Source organism: Janthinobacterium sp. HH104, from assembly GCF_001758715.1.
In the GTDB taxonomy this organism is placed as follows: domain Bacteria; phylum Pseudomonadota; class Gammaproteobacteria; order Burkholderiales; family Burkholderiaceae_D; genus Janthinobacterium; species Janthinobacterium aestuarii.
On record NZ_LRIB01000033.1, the window covers coordinates 138,477 to 161,264 of the forward strand.

Here is a 22,788-nt window from a genome sequence, read left to right on the forward strand (position 1 = left end):
ATGGCATTACTGATCACCGACGAATGCATCAATTGCGACATTTGCGAGCCCGAGTGCCCGAATGACGCGATCTACATGGGCGCGGAAATCTACGAAATCGATCCCAACAAGTGCACCGAATGCGTGGGCCACTTTGACGAGCCGCAATGCCAGCAAGTGTGCCCCGTCAGCTGCATCCCCTTCAATCCCGCCTGGCGCGAAAGCCCGGAACAATTGATGGCCAAGTACGAACGCCTGCAGGCGGAACTGCCTGCCAAACCTTAAGCATTTCCCCCGCGCCACTTCTGGACCACTTCTGCGTGGCGCCAGCTTCTGCCAACTGTTCTACACTGTGTGCTGACTTATCCACAGCCCATGGTTTCCACGGAGGTAGAAGATGCAAATACGCACATCCCGTTTCGGCTGTTCCCTCACTGCCGCCTGCCTGTGCGCCTGCCTGGCACAAACGGCGCTTGCCGTCGAGGTGGGCGGCGTCAAGCTGGACGACACGGTACAGCTGGCCAGCCGCGAGTTGAAACTCAACGGCGCCGGCGTGCGCTACAAGGTCATCTTCAAGGTCTATACGATCGCGCTGTACCTGCCGGAAAAGAAAACCCAGCTGGCCGACATTTTGGCGCTGCCCGGACCGCGCCGCCTGGAAATCGTCATGCTGCGCGACATCACTTCCGACGAGCTGGGGCAAGCCTTCATGCAGGGCTTGAAGCGCAGTTCCGACCAGGCCGACCGCACGCGCCTGCTGAGCCAGACGATGCAGTTCGGCGCCATGTTCGAAATGGTACCGGGCCTGAAAAAGGGCGACATTCTCACCGTGGACTGGCTGCCGGAAGAGGGAACCTTGTGCAAACTGAACGGCAAGCAGGTGGGCGACATGGTGCCGGACCTGGCCTTTTACAATGCGCTGCTGAAAATCTGGATCGGCGCCCATCCTGCCGACACCTTGTTGCGCGCGCATTTGCTGGGCGATATGGCCTGAAGCAAAACGCGGGCGTAAAAAAAGCCGGCGCATGCCGGCTTGTCATCTGCAACAGCGAGCTTATGCGCGTGTCGACAGGGCGCGCAATTCGGCGGCGTTGCTTGGCGACACGCCATCCATCTTGCCCAAAGTGCGCTTCAAGGCTTGCGCTTCGCGCATCTGCTGGCGCGCCAGACGCTCTTCGCGGCTCAGCTTGGGACGCACCACCAGCATCATGGCGCGGGCGATCCCCACCAGCAAAGGCTTGAACAGCAGGGCGAACGCGCCCACGGCGACGATCACCAGCACGAGTTGCAGGGCGTTCAGCAGAGAAATCTCCAGCACGGGTGCGGATACTGCGTACAGGGCGGAGGCGAAGGTAGACATAGTGTTCCAGTGCATTATAGAATTTGCCAGTACTATAGTGCAGTGCAACATATAAATCTAATTCCATTTCTTGATACCAATTATATGAATCGTGAATGGAAAACTGTAATATTTTTTAACGAGTGAAAATATTCGCGCCCGGCGCGGTTTACACTCCTAAGTAATCAATTTTAAGTAATCAATTCAACTTTTATCTTGGGCTTTCCATGAGTTTTCTGACGCTGGATCTGAACTTGCTGCGTGTTTTCGACGCCGTCATGACGGAACAAAACCTGACGCGCGCAGCCGGCCACCTGGCGATGACGCAGCCGGCGGTATCAAACGCCATCAAACGCCTGCGCGAGAGCCTCGGTGACGAATTGCTGATCCGCACGGCGTATGGCGTAAAACCCACGCCCCGCGCCGAAGCACTATGGCCATCCGTGCGCTCGGCCCTGGCCAGCCTCGAAGCGGCCGTCACGCCGGAAACCTTCGACGTGTCGAAGACCCACGCCACTTTCCGCATGGCGATGGCCGATGCGACGGCCGCGTTCTGGCTGCCCTCGCTGATGCGCTCGATCGAACGGGAAGCACCGGGCGTCAACGTGCGCATGATGCCGCTGACGACGCGCGAACCGCGCCCCATGCTGCTACGCGGCGACATCGACCTGGCCGTGGGCTTCTTTCCCGGCGTGGCAGCGCAATTGTCGAGCGAAACGGGTTCGCCCATCCGCCACGAGCGCTTGTATTCCGGCAAGTATGTGTGCGTGATGCGGCGCGGCCATCCACTCGCCGACAAAGAATTGACCCTGGATAACTACTGCGCAGCCAACCATTTATTGGTGAGCTTTTCCGGCCGCGCGCATGGCTTGATCGACGAAGCCCTGTCGCAGATCCACCGCGAACGGCGCATCCTGTTGACGGTCAACCAGTTCTTCACGGCAGGCCGAGTGGTCGCCAATTCCGACCTGATCACGGTCTTGCCGCGCCATTTGATCGCCTCGACGGGCATGACGGAGTCCCTGCTGTACAAGGATTTGCCATTGACCTTGCCGGCCGTCCACCTGGACATGCTGTGGCACGAGCGCGACGCCCGCAGCCCCGCCCACAAATGGCTGCGTAATCATCTGGAAAGCATGAACACGCCCACCCTGCGCACGGCCACGGCGGCCGGCGGCGGCGTGGCGCCCAAGCCCCATATCGAATAAGCGTCGCCGGCACAAGAAAAAACGCCTGATGATCTCTCATCAGGCGTTTTGCTATGCATGATTGCTGGATCGGTAACCGATGCGAAAACCGCCCCAGTGCTTGCCTTCGACGTGGATGGGCACGGACAAATCGTGCATGACCTCGCCCGTGTCGCGTTTATACGTCTGCAGCAGGAAGGCCTTGGTGTTGCTGCCGCAGCGCTTGCCCGTGCGGTCGCTGAAGATGCGCTTGGTGCGGTTATTGACCATATCGGTGGCGTAGTCGCCCGTCAGCGGCTGGGAAAACTTTTTGTTGTGCGTCGGAAAATAGCCATTGTTGTCGACGGCGCCCGCATACGCCAGGTGGGGCAGGGCGGCCAGCACGCCTTCCTGCAGGTCGGGCAGCACCTTGTCTGTAAAAGCGTCGAACTTCGTGTTGTGCTTGGGCGGATTGGTGTTCGGAATCGGGCGGTAGTGGCGGTCGAACAGGGCTTCGCGCGTGATGCGGCCCGATGCGATCGCTTGCTCGAACAGTTTGCCCACCTCGCGCGCGGCGCGCTGGGCCGCCTCGCGGATCTCGTCGTGCGGCGTGGCCACGCTCGATTCACCGAGGGCGCCGGCGATCACTTCGGCCCGCTCGGCCAAGGCCATGGCCGATTGCGTGGCGCGCGGCAATTCGGCATTCGTCGACAGCATGCTGTCGCGGATTTGCAGGATGGCGTCGGCGATCACTTGCGTCGTGTCGACGTGTTCGCGCGAGGCGCGGGCGATTTGCCCGATCTCGTCTTCCGACTCGCCCGACGATTGCTCAATATGGCTGAGCGAGGCATGCACGCTTTCCACATTGCGCGCCGCTTCCGTGACACCGGCCGCCAGCGAACTCATGCCGCGCGCGGCCTTTTCCGACTGTTCATTGATTTCGCGCACCATCACGCTGATTTCATCGGAAGCTTCCTTGGTGCGCTGCGCCAATTGCCGCACTTCACCGGCCACGACGGCAAAACCGCGGCCATGTTCGCCGGCACGGGCCGCTTCGATGGCGGCGTTCAGCGCCAGCAAATTGGTACGCGCGGAAATATCGGAAATGGCTTCCGTGAAGCCCGTGATGCGTTTGGATTTTTCCTGCAGACTCAGCATCGTGCTGGACGCGCCTTGCGCTTCCTCGCGTGCCGTATTGATGCGGCGCAAGCCTTGGTCCACTTCGGCGCGCGCCGCCACGCTTTCCACGCGCACGCCGGCGGCCACCTTGGCGGCCCGTTCCGCATTGGCGGCGATCTTTTCCGTCATCGCGGCATTTTGTACGGAACTGTCGGCAATGTCGCTGGCCGTGCGGACATCAAGTTCCACCTTCTGTTTGACGGAATCGACAAAATACGAGGTTTCCGCAGCACCGATCATGATGGCATCGATGGCATTGCCCACCGTGTCGGCGAACTGGTGCAAGCCCGGTTCGCCGCGCGGACGGCCGGCAAACGCCAGCAGCGCGGCGCCGATGGCGGCGGCCACGCAGGCAATCAAATAAGGATGGTCGCCGCCCGACAGCAGCAGCAGATAGGCCAGGCAACAGGCGACGGCCATTGCCAGGATCGTGAATACAAAGAAACGCACCAGCTGATGCTGCAACTGCTTCATTTGTCCCCCGCTGCGCGAACCCGTCACGTCCCGGGAGGGACGTGCTGTGGCCGTATGCGGGTGGGCACGATTGCCCACCTTGCACCCTGAACACAACGTCTGCGCGTGTTTTCAGGCCGGCTACCGGATAGCAGAATTGTAGTTCTACCCTACAACATTTGTTCCGATAGCTCAATCAGAAAAACGGGACGGCTACACCAGGGTCACTTAATTGGCAATTTGGTGGTGTTTTTGACCTCTTCCATGACGGCATAAGTGTGGGTTTCCCGCACACCTTTCTGCAACAGCGTCTTGCCCAGGAATTCGCGGTAAGCGGCCATGTCCTTGACGCGCGCCTTGACCAGGTAATCGAAACCGCCAGCGACCATATGACATTCCAGTACCTCTGGAATGATTTGTACGCTATGCTTGAAGGCGTCGAACACTTCCGGTGTCGTGCGATCGAGCACCACTTCGATGAACACCAGCAGCGACACGTCGAGCAGCTGCGGGTTCAACTGGGCCGTATAGCCCATGATGTAACCGGATTCGTGCAGCTTGCGCACGCGCTCCAGGCAGGCGGCCGGCGACAGGTTCACGCGCGCGGCCAGCTCCACATTGCTGATGCGTCCATCGCTCTGCAATTCCATCAGGATTTTCTTACTGATCTTGTCCAGCATTCCCATCACCCCCAAATTAATATTATTTGGTTAAATTGTCGCATCAAAAACTATCTATTGCTAGTCCCCTGTATTACCAGAATTAATCCATAAGAATCCCCTTTACAATCGAATCATCTTAACGTCCGACTTTCTGTATTTTTTTGCACCAAAAAAGAGCAAGAATTACGTCAGTTTTCGTCCCCTTTTTCCTTGTAAAGAGCACTTATGCACCCTGCAGGCCCCTCGGCTTTTACCCCGATTCCTTTTGCTGCGTTCCAGGCAGAAATCCTGCCCGAAGCGACTCCACAACGCGCCGCCATCACCGCCGCCTATAGGCGCGACGAGGTTTCCGCGGTGCAGTGGCTGTTGCAACAAGTGCGCCCCAGCAGCACCGAAACGATGGCCGAAGGACAAGCGCTGGCGCACCGCCTGGTCTCGAACGTGCGCCAAAAACGCACACGCGCGTCCGGCGTCGATGCACTGATGCACGAGTTCTCGCTATCGTCGGAAGAGGGTGTTGCATTGATGTGTCTGGCTGAAGCGCTGTTGCGTATACCCGACAGTCAGACGGCCGACCGTTTGATCGCCGACAAAATCAGCAAGGGTGACTGGAAGAAACACCTGGGCGAATCGCCGTCGCTGTTCGTCAACGCGGCCACCTGGGGTTTGCTGATTACGGGCAAACTGGTCAGTACCAGCAGCGAATCGGGCCTCGGTTCGGCCATGACCAAGCTCATCGCCAAAGGCGGCGAACCGCTGATCCGCAAAGGCGTCGACCTGGCCATGCGCATGCTGGGCAACCAGTTCGTGACGGGTCAAACCATCGAGGAAGCGCTGAAAAACAGCCGCGAGAATGAAACGCGCGGCTACCGTTACTCGTACGACATGCTGGGCGAGGCTGCCCTGACGCAGCAGGACGCGGCCAACTACTACGCCTCGTACGAAACGGCAATCCACGCCATCGGCAAGGCGTCGAACGGCCGCGGCATCCGCAACGGTCCCGGCATTTCCGTGAAACTGTCGGCCCTGCATGCGCGCTACAGCCGCGCCCAGCGTACCCGCGTCATGGAAGAATTGCTGCCGAAAGTCAAAGCGCTGCTGTTGCTGGCCAAACAGTACAACATCGGCTTCAACATCGATGCGGAAGAAACGGACCGCCTGGAATTGTCGCTCGACCTGATGGAAGCACTGGCTTTCGATGCGGACCTCGCCGGCTTCGACGGCATCGGCTACGTGGTGCAGGCGTATCAAAAACGCTGCCCGTTTGCCATCGATTTCCTGATCGACCTGGCGCACCGCAGCGGCCGCAAGTTCATGGTGCGCCTGGTCAAGGGCGCGTATTGGGATGCGGAAGTCAAACGCGCGCAAGTCGACGGCCAGGAAGGCTATCCCGTCTACACGCGCAAGGTCTACACGGACGTCTCTTACCTCGTGTGCGCGCAAAAACTGCTGGCCGCCAGCAGCCTGATCTATCCACAATTTGCCACGCACAACGCGCAAACCCTGTCGACCATTTATACCTGGGCGAAACGCGACGGCATCACCGACTATGAATTCCAGTGCCTGCACGGCATGGGTGAAACCTTGTACGACCAGGTCGTCGGCCCCGAGAATCTCGACAAGCCGTGCCGCATCTACGCGCCCGTCGGCTCGCATGAAACCCTGCTGGCCTACCTGGTGCGCCGCCTGCTGGAAAACGGCGCCAACTCCTCGTTCGTCAACCAGATCGTCGACGAAAGCGTGGCCATCGATAGCCTGATCCGCGATCCGCTCGAGCAGGCGCGCCTGCAGGGCGGCTTGCCGCATCCGTCGATTCCGCTGCCGCTGGACATGTTTGGCAGCGAACGCAGGAACTCGGCCGGCCTGGACCTGTCGAATGAAGATACTTTGCGCACCTTGGCCACGGGCCTGGCGCAGCAGCAGACATGGCAGGCAGCGCCGCTGATCGATGGCGCCGTCAGCCTGAATGGCCCCACGCATATGCTGCACAATCCGGCCCAGCACGACGATGTCGTGGGCAAGGTCATGGAAGCCGGTCCGGCCGACGTGGAAACGGCCCTGGCCAGCGCCAGCGCGTACGCCATGGATTGGCAAACCACGGAGCCGTCGATTCGCGCACAAGCGTTGCTGCGCGCGGCCGACCTGTTCGAGGAACACCACATCGAGCTGATGGCCCTGGCCGTGCGCGAAGCGGGCAAGTCCCTGCCGAACGCGATCGCGGAAATCCGCGAAGCCGTCGACTTCCTGCGCTACTACGCGGCGCAGGTGGAACACGCGCCGAATACCCTGGCGCTCGGTCCCGTCACCTGCATCAGCCCGTGGAACTTCCCGCTGGCCATCTTTACGGGCCAGCTGGCCGCCGCCCTGGCCGCAGGCAACGTGGTGCTGGCCAAGCCGGCCGAGCAAACGCCGCTGATCGCCCACCGCGCCGTGCAATTGCTGCACATGGCAGGCGTACCGCGCGGCGCGCTGCAATTCTTGCCCGGCAGCGGCGAAGTCGTCGGCGCCGGCCTGTGCAATGACGCACGCGTGAAAGGCGTGATTTTCACGGGCTCGACGGAAGTGGCGCAATTGATCAACCGCAATCTGAGCGCGCGCGCCGTGGCCGAAGGCATCGACATTCCCCTGATCGCCGAAACGGGTGGCCAGAACGCCCTGATCGTCGATTCGTCCGCCTTGCCGGAGCAAGTGGTGCAAGATGTGATGTCGTCCGCTTTTGACAGCGCCGGCCAGCGCTGCTCGGCCTTGCGCGTGCTATTCCTGCAAACGGAAATCGCCGACAAGACCATCCATATGCTCAAGGGCGCCATGCAGGAATTACGCGTCGGTAATCCTGACCGCCTGGCCACCGATATCGGTCCCGTCATCGATGCGGAAGCGCAAGGTAACTTGCTGGCGCACATCAACAAGATGAAAACCATGGCCATCGACCATTATTCGCTCGATTTGCCGACCGTCAAAGGCACGTTTGTCGCCCCGACCGTGTTGGAAATCAAGTCGCTGGCGCAATTGACGCAGGAAGTCTTCGGCCCCGTGCTGCACGTGATCCGCTACAAGCGCTCCGAGCTGCCGCAACTGGTGCAATCGATCAACGACAGCGGTTACGGCCTGACCCTGGGCATCCATACACGCATCGATGAAACGATCGATTTCATTACCAAGCGCGCGCACGTAGGCAATATTTATGTGAACCGCAACATCGTCGGCGCCGTCGTCGGCGTGCAGCCGTTCGGCGGCGAAGGCAAATCAGGCACCGGCCCCAAGGCGGGCGGCCCCCTGTACCTGAAACGCCTGCAGCGCAATGCGCCGGCCGGCGCGCAGCATCAACGCCAGGCGCCGCCAGCACTCGACGCGCTGACCGTGTGGGCAAAGATGCATGGCCACGACAAGGTCGAACAACTGGCGCAGGAATACGCACGCACCACCTTGCTGGGCAGCACCACCGTCTTGCCAGGCCCGACAGGCGAGCGCAATACCCTGAGCTTTGCCGCGCGCGGCACGATTCTGTGCGCGGCAGCGACCTCGGGCACGCTGATGAACCAGCTGGCCGCCGTCCTGGCCACCGGTAACGAGGCCTTGGTGCTGGCACAATCGCCGGAACTAATCCCGGGCGACTTGCCGGCCGCGCTGAAGGACCGCATCCAGATCGTCAGCAACCTGGAGTCGGTCAAGCATGATTTCCAGATCGCCATGATCGAGCCTAGCCTCGATGGCCAGCTCAAACCGCTGCTGGCGGCACGGGAAGGGGCGCTGGTGGGCACCATCGCCACCACGCAAGAGGGTGCCATCCCCCTGTGGCGCCTGGTCGCTGAGCGGGCGCTGTGCGTGAATACGACGGCGGCGGGTGGGAATGCCAGCCTGATGATGCTCAGTGTCTAAAGGAACCTGAGAAAAAGTCCATGGCGTTGTTGCCTTGCCTGGCCGTACATTCGTACTGCCTGCGGCAAGGCGCCTAGCCCTGAACATTTTTCAGGCTCCTTTGTATCGAAATAAGAAGGGCAGAACCAGTGGTTCTGCCCTTTTTTTATGCACGCTGGATGAAAAATCAGCCAGCCAGGCGCTGGCACAATTGCTGGATCACCGTATACGCGTATGGCGAAGCGACGGTTTGCACGAAACGCATGAAGTCGACGGCCGCCTCTTCGTTGGCGTTGTCGGAAATGGTGCGCATGACCGTAAACGGCACGCCCAGTTCAAAACACACTTGCGCCACGGCGGCGCCTTCCATTTCGACGGCCAGCAAGTCGGGGATATCTACTTTGAGCTGGTTCAGATGCGCGGCACTGCTGATGAATTGGTCGCCGCTGGCGATCAGGCCGCGGTGCACTCGCGCGTGCTGCAAGCCAAATGCCGCGATATCGGCCGCCTTGAGCACGCTGGACACATCGTCACGCAGGAAATCTTCTGCGGCGCCAGCCAGTTGCGTGCTCAGTTCCAGGTCCGTGGCAAAACGCTGCAGGCCAGTCAATGGCACTTCAAAACGGGGAAACAAGGGGCGGGCGTCCATATCGTGCTGCAACAGCGCTTCGGCCACGACGATATCGCCCACTTTCACGCGTTTATCCCCACTGCCGGCCACGCCGGTGAAGACGATGTGGGTAACTCCGTACTTTTCCACAAGGATAGAAGCTGTCATGGCGGCGGCAACCTTGCCCAGACGCGACAGGACGCACACAGCGTCGATATTCCACAGGGTTCCCAGGGTGTAGTCGCGCATGCCGTGCGAATGCCTCTGGGGGCCTTGCATGGCTTCTACCAGCCCCTGCTGTTCTTCGTGCAAGGCACTGATGATGCCTAAACGCATTTTTTTATGTGTTTGCATGCTGCTTTTACAGTTTTTTTGAATGGCAAAACGGTTTACATGGTGAAAACAGCCGTTTCGGCGACTTTTCCACTGTTCGCGTTTGTCTCTGTGTTTTAAATAAAGATGTATACATAAAAATAGTAGTGATAGTAAACGGCCATTTTTTTGTGGATAAGTCGGTATACCATCGAAAAATCATCGACTTAGCGCACAAAAAAGTAGGCGCACAAGCATTGTATCCACGGAGGACTTGTTTGGGATAAAAATTGGCTTGTGGACAAAGATCGACTTTCCCCACATCTCATCCTGTGGATATGCAGGCACTTATCCACACCAGTACGCAAAAATCGTGTTTTTTCTTGCTGTAGTGGCATGTTTAACGTGTTTCGTTGGCATAGGCCCATGTCTGCCAATCAACAGTGAGCGGGCACGAGCGTTGTTCTTTCACCGACGTGAGCGTCCAGTTGATTCCTGGAAGACGGTTTGGTAGTGGGTCGCGATGTTGCCGTTGGCTTTTTTTTTGACGGTTTGGCGTACTTTTTGGAAATATCCCCGGATTTCCGCTTTTTTTGTCGGTTTACAATAGATCTATATATAAAAATAGTAGTAATAGTAAACGCGTTTTTTTCTGTGGATAAGTCGCTTTTTTTCAACAGGATCAATCGTTTACACGCAAAATAAAGCGTGCATAATCGCTGTATCACGCGAGGAGCAAAATTGTATAAAATGCGGGCCTGTGCAAAAGTTCGTGTTTACGCACAAGTCATCCTGTGGATATCAAATGACTTATCCACAATCGTTTCAAATTTCCCCTTTTTTCGACATCGAACCGCCTGCTGGCACTGTGCCTGCTCAGGTCTGTTGACATTTCCATTTTGCAAAACGGTTTGGCAGTGCTGTTTGCGTGATGCCGGCCGTGCCGGTTTTCGTCGCTCAGTTGTCGGCTCGATTTTTTTTGTCAGCCAACGCTGTTGCCCAGCTTTTTTTTGAAGACAGGCTTGCGGAGGTTCGCTAAGGCGTACGGCAGGCAAAGCGTGCGTTGTCGGGTTTACCTTAACAAGTTCGTATACAAGAATAGTAATAGTAGTTAACGGCGGCATCTTCTGTGGATAAGTCCCGATTTATCCTTGTAAACAATCGCTTGGCGTGCGGATAAGCGCTGAGTAAGGGTTGTATCTGCCTGGGACGGTTTCTGGACAAAAAAAAGCCGCTGAAAAAATTTTTCGTTTACACACATATCGTCCTTGTGGATATCCATACGGTTATCCACAGCTTGCCGCCCCTGGTTTGATGCTTTTTTACCTTGCCGTGACGCTTGTTCGTATCCCAGGCAACGATTAATGTCGCCCTGGTTCGGCACTGGTGGTAATCTCAAGGCGGCTCAGCAGCTATGCATGCATGAAGAAAGACAGACTCTGGTAGCGGAACGCGGCGGGGAGACACGCCGCGTGACAGCTTGATGGCATACCGAAAGGAGCTTCATTGGAATCGGCAGGCGAATACGACTACATCATCGTGGGCGGCGGTACGGCAGGTTGCGTGCTGGCCAACCGGCTCACACGCGACAAGGACGCCAATGTTTTGCTCGTGGAAGCGGGCGGCAAGGACGATTACGTGTGGATCCACATCCCCGTCGGCTATCTGCATTGCATCGGCAATCCCCGCACGGACTGGCTGTATTCCACGCAGGCGGACGCGGGACTGGGCGGGCGCAGCCTGATCTATCCACGCGGAAAGGTGCTCGGCGGCAGTTCTTCCATCAACGGCATGATCTATATGCGGGGCCAGGCCGGCGATTACGATCACTGGGCCGACCTGACGGACGACGCTTCCTGGCGCTGGGACAAGGTCTTGCCGCTATTTAAGCAAAGCGAGGATTATTACGGCGGCGCTTCGGAAAACCATGGTGTGGGCGGCGAGTGGCGCGTGGAAAAACAGCGGCTGTCATGGGATATCCTGAACGCGTTCCGCGATGCGGCGCAGCAAGTCGGCATCCCGAAAACCAGCGATTTCAATGGCGGCGACAATAGCGGCAGCGCGTATTTCGACGTCAACCAGCGCCGCGGCATCCGCTGGAATACCTCGAAAGCATTTTTGAAACCGGCATCGCGCCGCCCGAATCTGACCATCATGACGGGCTGCCACGTGGAACGCCTGTTGCTTGAGACTTCGGAGTCGGGCCCCCGTTGCACGGGCATCGTGTTTACGGGCGGCGGCACGCAGTGGCAGGCGACGGCCAAGCGGGAAACCTTGCTGACGGCGGGCGCCATCGGCTCGCCGCAATTGCTGCAATTGTCCGGCATCGGCCCGGCCGCCTTGCTGCAGCAGCATGGCATCGCGCCCGTGCTGGACGCTCCTGGCGTGGGCGGCAATTTGCAGGACCACCTGCAGCTGCGCATGGTCTTTAAAGTCCAGGGCGTGAAAACGCTGAACATCATGGCGGGCAATATGCTGGGCAAGATGCAGATCGGCTTGCAATATGCGCTGTTTCAGAGCGGGCCCATGTCGATGGCGCCATCGCAGCTGGGGGCGTTCGCCAAGTCCGATCCGCAGCAAGCCACGCCGAACCTGCAATACCACGTGCAGCCCTTGTCGCTCGACAAATTCGGCGAACCCTTGCACGCGTTTCCCGCGTTTACGGCCAGCGTCTGCAATCTGCGTCCCACGTCGCGTGGTCACGTGCAGATCGCATCGGCCGACAGCTATGCGGCGCCAAAGATTATGCCCAATTACCTCAGTACGGAGCAGGACCGCGCCGTGGCGGCCGACGCCTTGCGCCTGACGCGGACCATCGCCGCCGCACCAGCCCTGAAAAAATTTGCGCCGCAAGAATACAAGCCTGGCGTGCAATTCCAGAGCCAGGAAGAACTGGCGCAGGCGGCCAGCCAGATCGGCACCACCATTTTTCATCCTGTGGGCACTTGTCGCATGGGCCTGGCCAGCGAGGCCTCAAGCGTGGTCGACAGCCAGTTGCGCGTGATCGGCGTGGCCGGTTTGCGCGTCGTCGATGCCTCGATCATGCCGTACATTACTTCTGGTAACACGAACTCGCCCACGGTGATGATCGCGGAAAAAGCGGCGCAAATGATACATGCGGCCTGGAAATAGCGGGGCAAACGTGCGAGTTTGCGCCATTCGGGCCGGCGAAAAATCCCCGTAGTTATACTGTATTGTGCGTTAAATTTAAGTTGTGTATTATAAAAATGACTAAGTAGTACAAAAAGTACAACTAGGAGACACGATGTCAAACGTAATCTTGGAAACAAGAAATTTGACCAAGGAATTCAAGGGTTTCACCGCTGTGAGCGACGTGAACCTGAAGGTAGAGCGCGGCCATATCCACGCCTTGATCGGTCCGAACGGCGCCGGCAAGACCACGTGTTTTAACTTGCTCACCAAATTCCTGGTCCCCACTTCCGGACAGATCCTGTTCAATGGGAAAGATATCACGGCCGCCAAACCGGCCCAGATCGCGCGCATGGGCGTGATCCGTTCCTTCCAGATTTCCGCCGTCTTTCCCCATTTATCCGTGCTGCAGAATGTGCGTATCGGCTTGCAGCGCCAGCTCGGTACCTCGTTCCACTTCTGGCAAAGCGAACGCGCATTGAACCAGCTCAACGACCGTGCCATGGCCTTGCTGGCCGAAGTCGACCTGACGGAGTTTGCCGACACCATTACGGTCGACATGCCGTACGGGCGCAAGCGGGCGCTGGAAATTGCCACCACCCTGGCGATGGAGCCGGAAATGATGCTGCTCGACGAACCCACGCAAGGCATGGGCCACGAAGACGTGCACCGCGTGACGGAACTGATCAAAAAAGTGTCGGCTGGCCGCACGATTTTGATGGTGGAACACAATATGAGCGTGGTCTCTGGCATCTGCGACAAGATTTCCGTCCTGCAGCGTGGCGCCATGCTGGCCGAAGGCAGTTATGCGGAAGTGTCGCGCAATCCGCAAGTGATGGAAGCGTACATGGGCACCACCCACGCGGAACTGGAAGGGGCGCATTGATGGCGACACAAGTGAATGGCGGCGCACCCGCGCTGGAAATTACGCAACTGCACACTTGGTATGGCGAATCGCACATCCTGCACGACGTGAACCTGAAAGTGGCGCAGGGCGAAGTGGTCACTTTGCTGGGCCGCAACGGCGCCGGCCGTACGACGACCTTGCGCGCCATCATGGGGCTGACGGGCGCCCGTACAGGCTCCATCAAAGTCAACGGCGTCGAAGCGATAGGTTTGGCCACGCACAAAATCGCCCACCTGGGCATCGGGTATTGTCCCGAAGAGCGCGGTATTTTTTCCTCGCTGTCGACCGAGGAAAACCTGCTACTGCCGCCGACCCTGGCCAGCGGCGAGAAGGGCATGTCGGTGGAGGAAATCTACGCCATGTTCCCGAACTTGCAGGAACGCCGGCACAGCCAGGGAACGCGCCTGTCGGGCGGGGAACAGCAGATGCTGGCCGTGGCGCGCATCCTGCGCACGGGCGCGCGTTTGCTGCTGCTCGATGAAATTTCCGAAGGCCTGGCGCCCGTCATCGTGCAAGGGCTGGCGCGCATGATCACCACCCTGAAGGCGAAGGGCTACACCATTGTCATGGTGGAACAGAATTTCCGGTTTGCCGCGCCGCTGGCGGACCGGTTTTATGTGATGGAGCACGGTCAGATCGTCGAGACTTTTGCTGCATCCGAACTGGAGGCCAAGATGCCGGTATTGACCGAGCTGCTTGGCGTGTAGTCCCCTTGTAGTACGCGTATATCTTGTAAGCGTCCATCGTCAGCAATCGACTGAATAGCAAACAATAATCCCAACGGAGACACCATGAAACGTAACGCTATCGCCATTGCCACCGCCACTCTTTGTGCATTGGGCTTGTCCGCCGCCGCGCACGCCCAGGTATCGGGCGACACCATCAAGATCGGTTTTATTTCCGACATGTCGGGCGTGTATTCCGACGTCGACGGCCTCGGCGGCGCGGAAGCCATCAAGATGGCGATTGCCGATGCCGGCGTCGTACTGGCCGGCAAAAAGGTGGAATTCATTTCCGCCGACCATCAAAACAAGGCCGACATTGCCGCTTCGAAAGCGCGCGAATGGTTCGACCAGCAGGGCGTCGACATGCTGATCGGCGGCACCAATTCCGGCGCCAGCCTGGCCATGGCCAAGGTCGCGGCGGAAAAGAAAAAAATCTTCATCGCCATCGGCGCCGGCTCCTCGCGCCTGACGAATGAAGAGTGCACGCCGTACACCGTGCATTACGCCTACGACACGGTGGCGCTGGCGCGCGGTACGGGCGGCACCATCGTCAAGCAGGGCGGCAAGAACTGGTATTTCATGACGGCAGATTATGCGTTTGGCCACTCGCTGGAAAAAGACACGGCCGAGGTCGTCAAGGCGGCCGGCGGCAAGGTGCTGGGCAGCGTCAAGCATCCGCTGGGCGCTTCGGATTTCTCTTCCTTCCTGCTGCAGGCGCAATCGTCCAAGCCGCAAATCTTGGGCCTGGCGAATGCCGGTGGCGACGCCATCAACAGCATCAAGGCGGCCAACGAGTTCGGTTTGACGAAGTCCATGAAGTTGGCCGGCTTGCTGATCTTCATCAACGACATCCATTCGCTGGGCCTGAACCTGACGCAGGGCATGTACCTGACGGATGGCTGGTACTGGGACTTGAATGCGGACACGCGCGCCTGGTCGAAACGCTATTTCGCCAAGATGAAGAAGGAGCCATCGATGCTGCAGGCGGCCGACTATTCGGCGGCGGCCAACTACCTGAAAGCCGTCAAGGCGATCGGTACGGATGACACCGAGAAGGTCATGGCCTACCTGAAAAAGACCAAGATCAACGACATGTTCACGCAGAATGGCGAAGTGCGTCCCGATGGCCGCATGGTGCACGATATGTATTTGATGGAAGTGAAGAAACCGTCCGAGTCGAAATACCCATGGGATTACTACAAGGTGGTCGCCACCGTGCCCGGCGCGCAAGCGTATGTGACCAAGGCCGAGTCGAAGTGTTCGCTGTGGAAGTAATGCTGTAGCAACCTCCACAGAGTGCCCGCCTGCGCGCGGGCGCTCTGTCCTGCATGCTTCGCCCGCAGGGTTCGCCTTGCGCCGCCGCACCCGTTTGCGGCGACGCGTTTCCCTTGATACCACACCGCTATCCGGCGGTGCTTTTTATACTGTGATGCCATGGAAATTTTCGGCGTTCCAATACAAGCGATGATGAGCCAGCTGCTGCTGGGTCTCGTCAACGGCTCGTTCTATGCCATGTTGTCCCTCGGTCTGGCCGTCATCTTCGGCTTGCTTAACGTTATTAATTTCTCGCACGGCGCCATGTACATGATGGGCGCCTTCCTGGCCTGGATGGGCCTCAGCTATTTCGACATCAATTACTGGGCCATGCTCGTCATCGCCCCGATCCTCGTCGGCCTGGTCGGCATCCTGATCGAAAAGACCATGCTGCGCTGGCTGTATAAACTCGACCACCTGTATGGCTTGCTGCTGACCTTCGGCATCACCCTGATCATGGAAGGCGTGTTTCGCTCGTTCTATGGCGTCTCGGGCCAGCCGTATGCCGTGCCCGAAGCGCTGGCCGGCGCGACGGACCTCGGTTTCATGATCTTGCCGAACTACCGCGCCTGGGTGGTGATCGCATCGCTCTCCGTGTGCCTGGCCACCTGGTTCGTCATCGAGAAAACCAAATTAGGGGCCTACCTGCGGGCCGGCACGGAAAACCCGAAACTGGTGGAAGCGTTCGGCATCAACGTGCCGCTGATGGTGACGTTGACGTTCGGCTTCGGCGTGGCGCTGGCCGGTTTCGCCGGTGTGCTGGCGGCGCCCATCATCCAGGTTTCGCCGCTGATGGGCTCGAACCTGATCATCGTCGTGTTTGCCGTGGTGGTGATTGGCGGCATGGGTTCCATCATGGGTTCCATCCTGACGGGCCTGGGCCTGGGCGTGATCGAGGGCCTGACCCGCGTGTTCTACCCGGAAGGCTCGGCCACCGTGGTGTTCGTGGTGATGGTCATCGTGCTGCTGCTGCGTCCCGCCGGCCTGTTCGGCAAAGAAAAGTAATCCTCATCAGTCATGTATTGGAGCTACCACGATGAATAAGAATGTAGGCTACGCCATTGCCTTGCTGCTGGCGTTGGCGGCCCCGTTTTACGGCTATCCCGTCTTCCTGATGAAGTTGCTGTGCTTTGCCCTGTTTGCCTGCGCGTTCAACTTGCTGATTGGCTACACGGGCTTGCTGTCGTTCGGCCATGCGGCCTTCTTCGGCGGCGCCGGCTATGTCACCGGTTACGCGCTGCGCACCTGGGGCTGGCCAACGGAACTGGGCTTGCTGGCTGGCGTCGCCACGGGGGCCTTGCTGGGCCTGGTGATCGGCGGCCTTGCGATCCGCCGCCAGGGCATCTACTTTACGATGATCACCCTGGCGCTGGCGCAGATGGTGTACTTCCTGGCCTTGCGACTGCCGTTCACGGGTGGCGAGGATGGCTTGCAAGGTGTTCCACGTGGAACCTTGCTCGGCACGATAGACCTGGGCAACGACACCGTCTTGTACTACGTCGTGCTGGCCATCTTTGTCGCCGGCTTCGCCCTGATCGTGCGCACCATCCACTCGCCGTTCGGCCAGGTGCTCAAGGCGATCAAGGAAAACGAACCGCGCGCCATCTCGCTCGGCTACGACGTCAACAAGTACAAGCTGATGGCCATCGTGTTGTCCGCTTCCCTGGCCGCACTGGCCGGCGCCACCAAGACGCTGGTGCTGGGCTTTGAGACGCTGACCGACGTGTACTGGGGCATGTCGGGCCTGGTCGTGCTGATGACCCTGGTGGGCGGCATGGGCACCTTGTCCGGCCCCATCCTCGGCGCGGTGCTGATCATTGCGCTGGAAAACAAGCTGGGCGATGTCGGTACCTATTTGGCCACGCACACGGGCATCGAGTGGTTCGGCACCCTGGGCGAATCGGTGGGCATGGTGACGGGCGTGATCTTCGTCATCTGCGTGCTGATGTTCCGGCGTGGTATTGTCGGCGAAGCCATCGCGCGCTTCGGCGGCAGGGCTGCCAAAGCCGCGGTCTGATTTTCAAGCAACGCCGGACGGATCGTCCGGCGTTTTTCATTGTGCGTCCACTGTTACTTCAACGGAGAGTACCACCATGCAAATGACGATCATGCGCGCGGGGAGCAGTCTGTGCACCGTGCTGGCGTTGGCAGCCTGTGGCAGCAACCATGCGCCGGAAGAACTGAACCAGATGCCCGGCTACCTGGGCACCATCACGCGGGCCGACTACGACGGCAAGACGAACGATCTGCTGACGGCTGGCCTCGGCAAGACGGGGCTGGCGGGCGCCGCGCCCGCGTATGCGAACGTGGAACAGCCGACGCCGCTCGAACTGCGCCGCAATGCCATCTACGCCAATTACCGTGCCGTGCTCGACATTACCGCCAACAGCGGCTATGGCACCCTGTACGGACCGAACGTGGATGCGTCCGGGAACGTGGGTACGGGCGAGGGCCTGGTTGCGGGCAGTGAATACATCGCCTATGCCGACGATGGCACGGGCAAGAAGAACGTCACCTTGATGGTGCAGGTGCCGGCCAGCTTCGACCCCGACCATGCCTGCATCGTCACGGGCACGTCGAGCGGCTCGCGCGGCATCTACGGCGCCATCGGCAGCTCCGGTGAATGGGGCTTGAAAAAAGGCTGCGCCGTGGCGTATGCCGACAAGGGTTCCGGCACGGGCTTGTATGTGTTCGAGGACGACAGCGTCAACCTGCAGAACGGCCTGCGGGCAGGCAGGGTGGCCGCAGGCAAGAATGCGCTCTTCGCGCCGGACTTGAACGACGCCGAGCGGCTGGCCTGGGCTGGCACCAACCCGAACCGCATCGCTTTCAAGCATGCGCACTCGCAGCAAAATCCCGAGAAGGACTGGGGTAAGGTGACCTTGCAGGCCGTCGAGATGGCGTATTACGTATTGAACGAGCGCTATGGCGTGCTGGCCCGCGACGGCAGTTCGCGCATCGTGCGCCTGACGCCGAAGAACACCATCACGATCGCCTCGAGCATTTCCAACGGCGCCGGCTCGGCCTTGCTAGCGGCGGAGCAGGATAGCAAGGGCTTGATCAGCGGCGTGGCGGCCAGCGAGCCGCAAGTCCAGCCGGCGGCATCGAGCGCCTACACCGTGCGCCAGGGCGGGGCGGCGGTCGCCAATCCCGGCCGTGCGCTGTTCGACTACGCCACCTATGCTGCCCTGTATCAGCCGTGCATCGCTTCCGTGGCCGGCAATGCGGGACGCTGCACGGCGCTCGTCGCCAAGGGCTTATTGAACGGCACCGACCTGGCGGCGCAGCAGGCGGACGCCAAGCAGCGCTTGCGCGCGTATGGCTGGTTGCTTGATTCCGATCCGCTGCAGGCAGCGCACGCGGGCACGAACATCCTCGTGGCCGTCACGTATGCGTATGCCTATGGAAAATTCTCCGTGACCGATAGAGTGTGCGGTTTCACGTTTGCGCAGACGGACGGCAGCGGCAATCCGATCGCGTTCACGTCGGCACAAAAGGCGGCCAGCTTTGCCGCGCAAAACGGCATCCTCGGCAATGTCGTGTACGAGAACAGCGTGGGCGGCGCCAAGGTGTACACGGCTGGCGTGTCGCCGTCGAACAGCCTGGCGGACCAGTCGCTCGACGGCTTCCTGTGCCTGCGCAGCCTGGCGACGGGGCGCGACACCGTCAGCGGCGCCAACTTGCAAGGGACATTGGCCACGCAAAGCGTGCGCGTGCGGGCAGGCATGGCCGAGGTCGCGGCCAGCGGCAAATTGAACGGCAAGCCGGCCATCATCGTGCACGGCCGCAGCGATACCCTGATTCCCGTCAATCACGCGTCGCGTGCCTATCTGGGCCTGAACGCCGCCGTGGAAGGGGGTAATAGCAAGCTGCGCTATATCGAGGTGACCAATGCGAACCACTTCGATTCCTTCAGCAATGCCTTGCCGACCCTGGTCGTGCCGCTGCACGTGTACCTGAACCGGGCACTCGACGCCATGTATGCGCATCTGAATGCAAAGCAAGCTCTGCCGCCATCGCAGGTGGTGCGCACGGTGACGCGCGCCGATGCGTCGACCCTGATCACGAATGTCAACGTGCCAGCGATTGCCACGGCGCCGGCGCCCGGCAATGTCATCAGCGTGACGGGGACTGTCGTCGATATTCCCAACTAGGCTGTATCGTCTGTGGAACTTGCGGCCACGTTTCACGTGGCCGTTTTTATTCCCAGGCCGTATCGGCAATATCGCCCAGTCCCTGGAAGACGGGCTTGGAAAACCAGTAGCCCTGCATCAGGGAAATGCCGCAGCCGGAAAGAAAATCGCGCTCGGCGCGCGTCTCGATGCCTTCGGCCAGCACGCGGATACCGAGTTCATGGCACAGGCTGGCGATGGCCCGCACGATGGCCTGGCGCGGCGCATGCGTATCGATGCCGCGCACCAAATCCATGTCGATCTTGATGATGTCAGGCTGGTATTCGGCCAGCAAGTTCAAGCCCGCATAGCCGGCGCCGAAATCGTCGATGGCCGTCTGGAAGCCGAAGCGCCGGTAGGCGCGGAAGATCTCGACCAGATGCGGACGGTCTTGCACCCGTTCGCCCTCCGTCACTTCAAAGATGATTTTGTCGGTAGGGAAGCGATGGAGCTTGGCCGCTTCCAGGGTACTGCGGATGCACACTTCAGGACGGTAAACGGCGTTGGGCAGGAAGTTGATCGACAGAAATCCCTGCATGCCCAGCCTGGCAGCGCCGGCCACGGCCTTGACGCGGCACGCCTGGTCGAAGCGGTAGCGGTTGTCGTCGTTCACTTGCGCCAGCACGCTGGCCGCGCCTTCACCGTTGGGGCCGCGTACCAGCGCCTCGTGCGCATAGATGCTGCGCGTGGCCAGCTCGACGATGGGCTGATACGCATACTCGAAGGCGAACGGCAGCGGCGCGCTGTCGTGGCAGCCGGCACAGGCACCGTATGGAAAGCTGGTGCTGTCAGGATGGATGGGGATGTCGGGAGGCGTCATGGCGGCAGTGTAGCAGGGTGGGGTGGCGGACTCCGTCTGCTGGCTCACAGTGCGGCCGCATAGATGGCGCGCGCGTCGCCGCGGGTAACGGGCCGGGGATTGTTGCCCAGCAAGCGCGTCTGCAGCATGGCTTCATCGGCCAGGCGGTCCAAGTCACCGGCTGCGATGCCCACCTCGCGCAGGGTGCGCGCGATGCTGGTGGCCACGGCAATGTCCTGCATGGTCTCGATCAGGGCCACGGCCCTTGCCTCCTCGCTGCCCACGATGCCGGGCTGTAGGATGGCCGCCAGTTGCGCATACAGCGGGGCCGCATGGGACAAGTTAAAACGCAGCACGTGCGGCAGCACCAGCGCATTCGACAGGCCATGTGGCACGTGGAACAGTCCCCCGATGGGATAGGCGAGCGCATGCACGGCGGCGACGGGCGCGTTGGCAAACGCCTGGCCGGCCAGCATGGCGCCCAGCAGCATGGCTTGGCGCGCCGGCAAGTTGCTGCCATCGCGGCAGGCGGTGACCAGGTTGTTCGACAGCAGCGACAGCGCCTGGGTGGCCAGCATGTCGGACAAGGGATTTTTCAGCAGGCGGCTGGTGTACGCTTCGATCGCATGCACCATGGCGTCGATGCCGGTGGCGGCCGTCACGGCGGGCGGCAAACCCAGGGTCAGGCTGGCGTCGAGGATGGCCAGGTCCGCATACAGTTGCGGCGCGACCACGCCCATCTTGTTGGTGGCGCCCGTGGTGACGATGGCGATATGCGTCACTTCCGAGCCCGTGCCGGCCGTGGTCGGCAATTGCACGAGGGGCAGGCGCGGGCCGTGAACATTGCCGATGCCATACAGTTGCGCCAGTTCCTGGTGGCCTGGCGCCAGTACGGCGATCAGCTTGGCCACGTCCAGCGAGCTGCCGCCACCGAGGCCGATAATCAGTTCCACGTGAAACATCTGCGCCTGGGCCACACCGGCCAGCACGACGGCTTCGGGCGGATCGGCTTGCACGTCGGAAAAGACGTGGACTTCGATGCCGGCCGCCTGCAAGCTGTGCAGGGAGGCATCGGCCAGACCCGTGCGCAAAAAGCCCGCATCGGTGACGAGCAGGGCGCGGCGCACGCTGGGGAAGTGGTGGGCGATGTGCGTGCCCAGTTGGGCGGCGGCGCCCGGTTCAACGATCAGATGGGGCACGGTGCGAAACTGGAAGGCGGACATGCAGACTCCTGACAGTGAGGACAGAAGCCAAGCTTACTCCGCTTTCCAGTCCCGCGCCTGTTTCACGTGGAACCAGATCCGTCTCTTACTCCCAGTCCAGCGCGCCTTTTTTCCACTCGTACACTAGTCCGATGATCAGCACGGCGAGAAAGCCCATGACGGCCCAGAAACCGACCAGGCCCAGTTCGTTGACGTTGGCCGCCCACGGCATCAAGAAGATCACCTCGATATCGAACAGGATGAACAGGATGGCGACCAGATAGAAGCGGACGTCGAACTTCATGCGGGCGTCGCCGAATGCCTCGAAGCCGCATTCGTACGGCGACAGTTTTTGTGCATCCGGTTTGTGCGGACCGAGCGCGCGCCCCAGCAGCATGGGCACGATGCCGACGAGGATACCGATCAGAATGAACAGGACGACGGGAAAATAGTTTTCGAGGAGCATGGGAATTCCTCTCAGTGGCTCGACGATAGTTTCATCAGCACGATGCCGCACACGATGAGGACGGCGGCGCACACGCGCATGGTGTTGACTTGCTCGCCCAGAAAAACGATGCCGACGATAAAGGCGCCGACGGCGCCGATGCCCGTCCAGATCGTATAGGCCGTGCCCAGGGGCAGGGTGCGCATGGCCAGCGACAGCAAGCCGAAGCTGGCGATCATCATGACGATGGTAATGACGGAGGGAGCGAGTTTGGTGAAACCCTCGGAGAGTTTCATCGAATATGCCCACACGACTTCAAACATGCCGGCAATAAGTAACAGTATCCAGGCCATGGCGGCTCCTTATACAGAGCGGGCCGTCCCGGTGTGTTCCCATGATGGGGGAGGCCGTCCTCCTGGATGATCGTCACGATGGCCACAGGCGTGGCCACGGATGCGAACGATGCGGCAATTGTAGCAAACATTGCCGGCCGCTGCAGCCCCAGCGCGGGCCCTG

The 22,788-nt window shown here is 60.1% G+C and carries 19 protein-coding genes; 11 read left to right on the forward strand and 8 right to left on the reverse strand.

Annotated features, from left to right (window positions below; genetic code table 11):
* Window positions 1-264, forward strand: coding sequence for a YfhL family 4Fe-4S dicluster ferredoxin (locus JAB6_RS13300; RefSeq protein WP_070303217.1), 264 nt, complete (start codon window positions 1-3; stop codon window positions 262-264).
* A 112-nt stretch (window positions 265-376) separates the two neighbouring features.
* Window positions 377-973 carry a chalcone isomerase family protein gene (locus tag JAB6_RS13305; RefSeq protein WP_070303218.1) on the forward strand — a complete coding sequence of 199 codons (597 nt, stop codon included), beginning with the start codon at window positions 377-379 and terminating at the stop codon, window positions 971-973.
* Between the two features lie 60 nt (window positions 974-1,033).
* Here JAB6_RS13305 and JAB6_RS13310 read toward each other — a convergent pair whose 3' ends face one another.
* Window positions 1,034-1,339: a hypothetical protein gene (locus JAB6_RS13310; protein WP_034752641.1), complete on the reverse strand. Its 306-nt coding sequence runs from the start codon at window positions 1,337-1,339 to the stop codon at window positions 1,034-1,036.
* Window positions 1,340-1,545: 206 nt separating this feature from the next.
* Between JAB6_RS13310 and JAB6_RS13315 the strand changes: the two genes are divergently transcribed.
* Window positions 1,546-2,526, forward strand: a complete 981-nt coding sequence (locus JAB6_RS13315) for a LysR family transcriptional regulator (RefSeq protein WP_034752642.1) — start codon at window positions 1,546-1,548, stop codon at window positions 2,524-2,526.
* 51 nt (window positions 2,527-2,577) lie between these two features.
* On the opposite strand, the gene JAB6_RS13320 is transcribed toward JAB6_RS13315, so the two are convergent.
* Together JAB6_RS13320 and JAB6_RS13325 are read right to left on the reverse strand one after the other, a co-directional pair.
* A complete protein-coding gene (locus tag JAB6_RS13320) occupies window positions 2,578-4,137 on the reverse strand; it encodes a methyl-accepting chemotaxis protein (RefSeq protein WP_070303219.1) in 1,560 nt (519 codons plus the stop codon).
* A gap of 203 nt (window positions 4,138-4,340) precedes the next feature.
* A complete protein-coding gene (locus JAB6_RS13325) occupies window positions 4,341-4,796 on the reverse strand; it encodes an Lrp/AsnC ligand binding domain-containing protein (protein WP_010393827.1) in 456 nt (151 codons plus the stop codon).
* A 207-nt stretch (window positions 4,797-5,003) separates the two neighbouring features.
* On the opposite strand from JAB6_RS13325, the gene putA reads away from it, so the two are divergent.
* Entirely contained in the window at window positions 5,004-8,657 is a 3,654-nt protein-coding gene (putA, locus tag JAB6_RS13330; protein ID WP_070303220.1) for a trifunctional transcriptional regulator/proline dehydrogenase/L-glutamate gamma-semialdehyde dehydrogenase, read from the forward strand.
* Between the two features lie 166 nt (window positions 8,658-8,823).
* Here the strand turns inward: putA and JAB6_RS13335 are convergent, their stop codons facing one another.
* The gene (locus tag JAB6_RS13335; protein ID WP_083292711.1) at window positions 8,824-9,600 is read right to left on the reverse strand and encodes a 5'-methylthioadenosine/adenosylhomocysteine nucleosidase; all 777 of its coding nucleotides are present in this window, start codon (window positions 9,598-9,600) and stop codon (window positions 8,824-8,826) included.
* A 1,464-nt stretch (window positions 9,601-11,064) separates the two neighbouring features.
* Here JAB6_RS13335 and JAB6_RS13340 point away from each other — a divergent pair.
* The 7 genes from JAB6_RS13340 to JAB6_RS13370 all read left to right on the forward strand — a co-directional run bounded on the left by JAB6_RS13340 (window position 11,065) and on the right by JAB6_RS13370 (window position 19,808).
* Window positions 11,065-12,690: a GMC family oxidoreductase gene (locus JAB6_RS13340; protein ID WP_070303222.1), complete on the forward strand. Its 1,626-nt coding sequence runs from the start codon at window positions 11,065-11,067 to the stop codon at window positions 12,688-12,690.
* 133 nt (window positions 12,691-12,823) lie between these two features.
* Window positions 12,824-13,594, forward strand: coding sequence for an ABC transporter ATP-binding protein (locus JAB6_RS13345; RefSeq protein ID WP_034752653.1), 771 nt, complete (start codon window positions 12,824-12,826; stop codon window positions 13,592-13,594).
* On the forward strand, window positions 13,594-14,322 hold the full coding sequence (locus tag JAB6_RS13350) for an ABC transporter ATP-binding protein (RefSeq protein ID WP_034752656.1): 729 nt from the start codon (window positions 13,594-13,596) through the stop codon (window positions 14,320-14,322). The genes JAB6_RS13345 and JAB6_RS13350 overlap by 1 nt, the downstream gene beginning before the upstream one ends.
* An 84-nt stretch (window positions 14,323-14,406) precedes the next feature.
* The gene (locus tag JAB6_RS13355) at window positions 14,407-15,615 is read left to right on the forward strand and encodes an ABC transporter substrate-binding protein (protein WP_070303223.1); all 1,209 of its coding nucleotides are present in this window, start codon (window positions 14,407-14,409) and stop codon (window positions 15,613-15,615) included.
* A gap of 159 nt (window positions 15,616-15,774) precedes the next feature.
* Window positions 15,775-16,659: a branched-chain amino acid ABC transporter permease gene (locus JAB6_RS13360; protein WP_034752662.1), complete on the forward strand. Its 885-nt coding sequence runs from the start codon at window positions 15,775-15,777 to the stop codon at window positions 16,657-16,659.
* Between the two features lie 31 nt (window positions 16,660-16,690).
* Window positions 16,691-17,671 (forward strand): branched-chain amino acid ABC transporter permease, encoded by a 981-nt coding sequence (locus JAB6_RS13365; protein ID WP_034752665.1) that lies wholly within the window; start codon window positions 16,691-16,693, stop codon window positions 17,669-17,671.
* Window positions 17,672-17,747: 76 nt separating this feature from the next.
* Window positions 17,748-19,808: a 3-hydroxybutyrate oligomer hydrolase family protein gene (locus tag JAB6_RS13370; RefSeq protein WP_083292712.1), complete on the forward strand. Its 2,061-nt coding sequence runs from the start codon at window positions 17,748-17,750 to the stop codon at window positions 19,806-19,808.
* A gap of 46 nt (window positions 19,809-19,854) precedes the next feature.
* On the opposite strand, the gene JAB6_RS13375 is transcribed toward JAB6_RS13370, so the two are convergent.
* The 4 genes from JAB6_RS13375 to sugE all read right to left on the reverse strand — a co-directional run bounded on the left by JAB6_RS13375 (window position 19,855) and on the right by sugE (window position 22,625).
* Window positions 19,855-20,646 carry an EAL domain-containing protein gene (locus tag JAB6_RS13375; RefSeq protein ID WP_070303225.1) on the reverse strand — a complete coding sequence of 264 codons (792 nt, stop codon included), beginning with the start codon at window positions 20,644-20,646 and terminating at the stop codon, window positions 19,855-19,857.
* 44 nt (window positions 20,647-20,690) lie between these two features.
* The gene (locus JAB6_RS13380; RefSeq protein WP_070303226.1) at window positions 20,691-21,848 is read right to left on the reverse strand and encodes an iron-containing alcohol dehydrogenase; all 1,158 of its coding nucleotides are present in this window, start codon (window positions 21,846-21,848) and stop codon (window positions 20,691-20,693) included.
* 85 nt (window positions 21,849-21,933) lie between these two features.
* Window positions 21,934-22,293: an NADH-quinone oxidoreductase subunit A gene (locus JAB6_RS13385; protein ID WP_070303227.1), complete on the reverse strand. Its 360-nt coding sequence runs from the start codon at window positions 22,291-22,293 to the stop codon at window positions 21,934-21,936.
* A gap of 11 nt (window positions 22,294-22,304) precedes the next feature.
* Entirely contained in the window at window positions 22,305-22,625 is a 321-nt protein-coding gene (gene sugE, locus JAB6_RS13390; RefSeq protein WP_070303228.1) for a quaternary ammonium compound efflux SMR transporter SugE, read from the reverse strand.
* Between the last annotated feature and the right edge of the window lie 163 nt (window positions 22,626-22,788).

Bases quoted from the DNA above. Each gene is read 5' to 3' on its own strand.
- JAB6_RS13300 (WP_070303217.1), top strand. From the start codon at position 1: ATGGCATTACTGATCACCGACGAATGCATCAATTGCGACATTTGCGAG.
- JAB6_RS13335 (WP_083292711.1), bottom strand. From the start codon at position 9,600: ATGCAAACACATAAAAAAATGCGTTTAGGCATCATCAGTGCCTTGCAC.
- JAB6_RS13320 (WP_070303219.1), bottom strand. From the start codon at position 4,137: ATGAAGCAGTTGCAGCATCAGCTGGTGCGTTTCTTTGTATTCACGATC.
- putA (WP_070303220.1), top strand. From the start codon at position 5,004: ATGCACCCTGCAGGCCCCTCGGCTTTTACCCCGATTCCTTTTGCTGCG.
- JAB6_RS13370 (WP_083292712.1), top strand. From the start codon at position 17,748: ATGCAAATGACGATCATGCGCGCGGGGAGCAGTCTGTGCACCGTGCTG.
- JAB6_RS13375 (WP_070303225.1), bottom strand. From the start codon at position 20,646: ATGACGCCTCCCGACATCCCCATCCATCCTGACAGCACCAGCTTTCCA.
- sugE (WP_070303228.1), bottom strand. From the start codon at position 22,625: ATGGCCTGGATACTGTTACTTATTGCCGGCATGTTTGAAGTCGTGTGG.
- JAB6_RS13345 (WP_034752653.1), top strand. From the start codon at position 12,824: ATGTCAAACGTAATCTTGGAAACAAGAAATTTGACCAAGGAATTCAAG.
- JAB6_RS13350 (WP_034752656.1), top strand. From the start codon at position 13,594: ATGGCGACACAAGTGAATGGCGGCGCACCCGCGCTGGAAATTACGCAA.
- JAB6_RS13365 (WP_034752665.1), top strand. From the start codon at position 16,691: ATGAATAAGAATGTAGGCTACGCCATTGCCTTGCTGCTGGCGTTGGCG.
- JAB6_RS13315 (WP_034752642.1), top strand. From the start codon at position 1,546: ATGAGTTTTCTGACGCTGGATCTGAACTTGCTGCGTGTTTTCGACGCC.
- JAB6_RS13360 (WP_034752662.1), top strand. From the start codon at position 15,775: ATGGAAATTTTCGGCGTTCCAATACAAGCGATGATGAGCCAGCTGCTG.
- JAB6_RS13380 (WP_070303226.1), bottom strand. From the start codon at position 21,848: ATGTCCGCCTTCCAGTTTCGCACCGTGCCCCATCTGATCGTTGAACCG.
- JAB6_RS13385 (WP_070303227.1), bottom strand. From the start codon at position 22,293: ATGCTCCTCGAAAACTATTTTCCCGTCGTCCTGTTCATTCTGATCGGT.
- JAB6_RS13305 (WP_070303218.1), top strand. From the start codon at position 377: ATGCAAATACGCACATCCCGTTTCGGCTGTTCCCTCACTGCCGCCTGC.
- JAB6_RS13355 (WP_070303223.1), top strand. From the start codon at position 14,407: ATGAAACGTAACGCTATCGCCATTGCCACCGCCACTCTTTGTGCATTG.
- JAB6_RS13325 (WP_010393827.1), bottom strand. From the start codon at position 4,796: ATGCTGGACAAGATCAGTAAGAAAATCCTGATGGAATTGCAGAGCGAT.
- JAB6_RS13310 (WP_034752641.1), bottom strand. From the start codon at position 1,339: ATGTCTACCTTCGCCTCCGCCCTGTACGCAGTATCCGCACCCGTGCTG.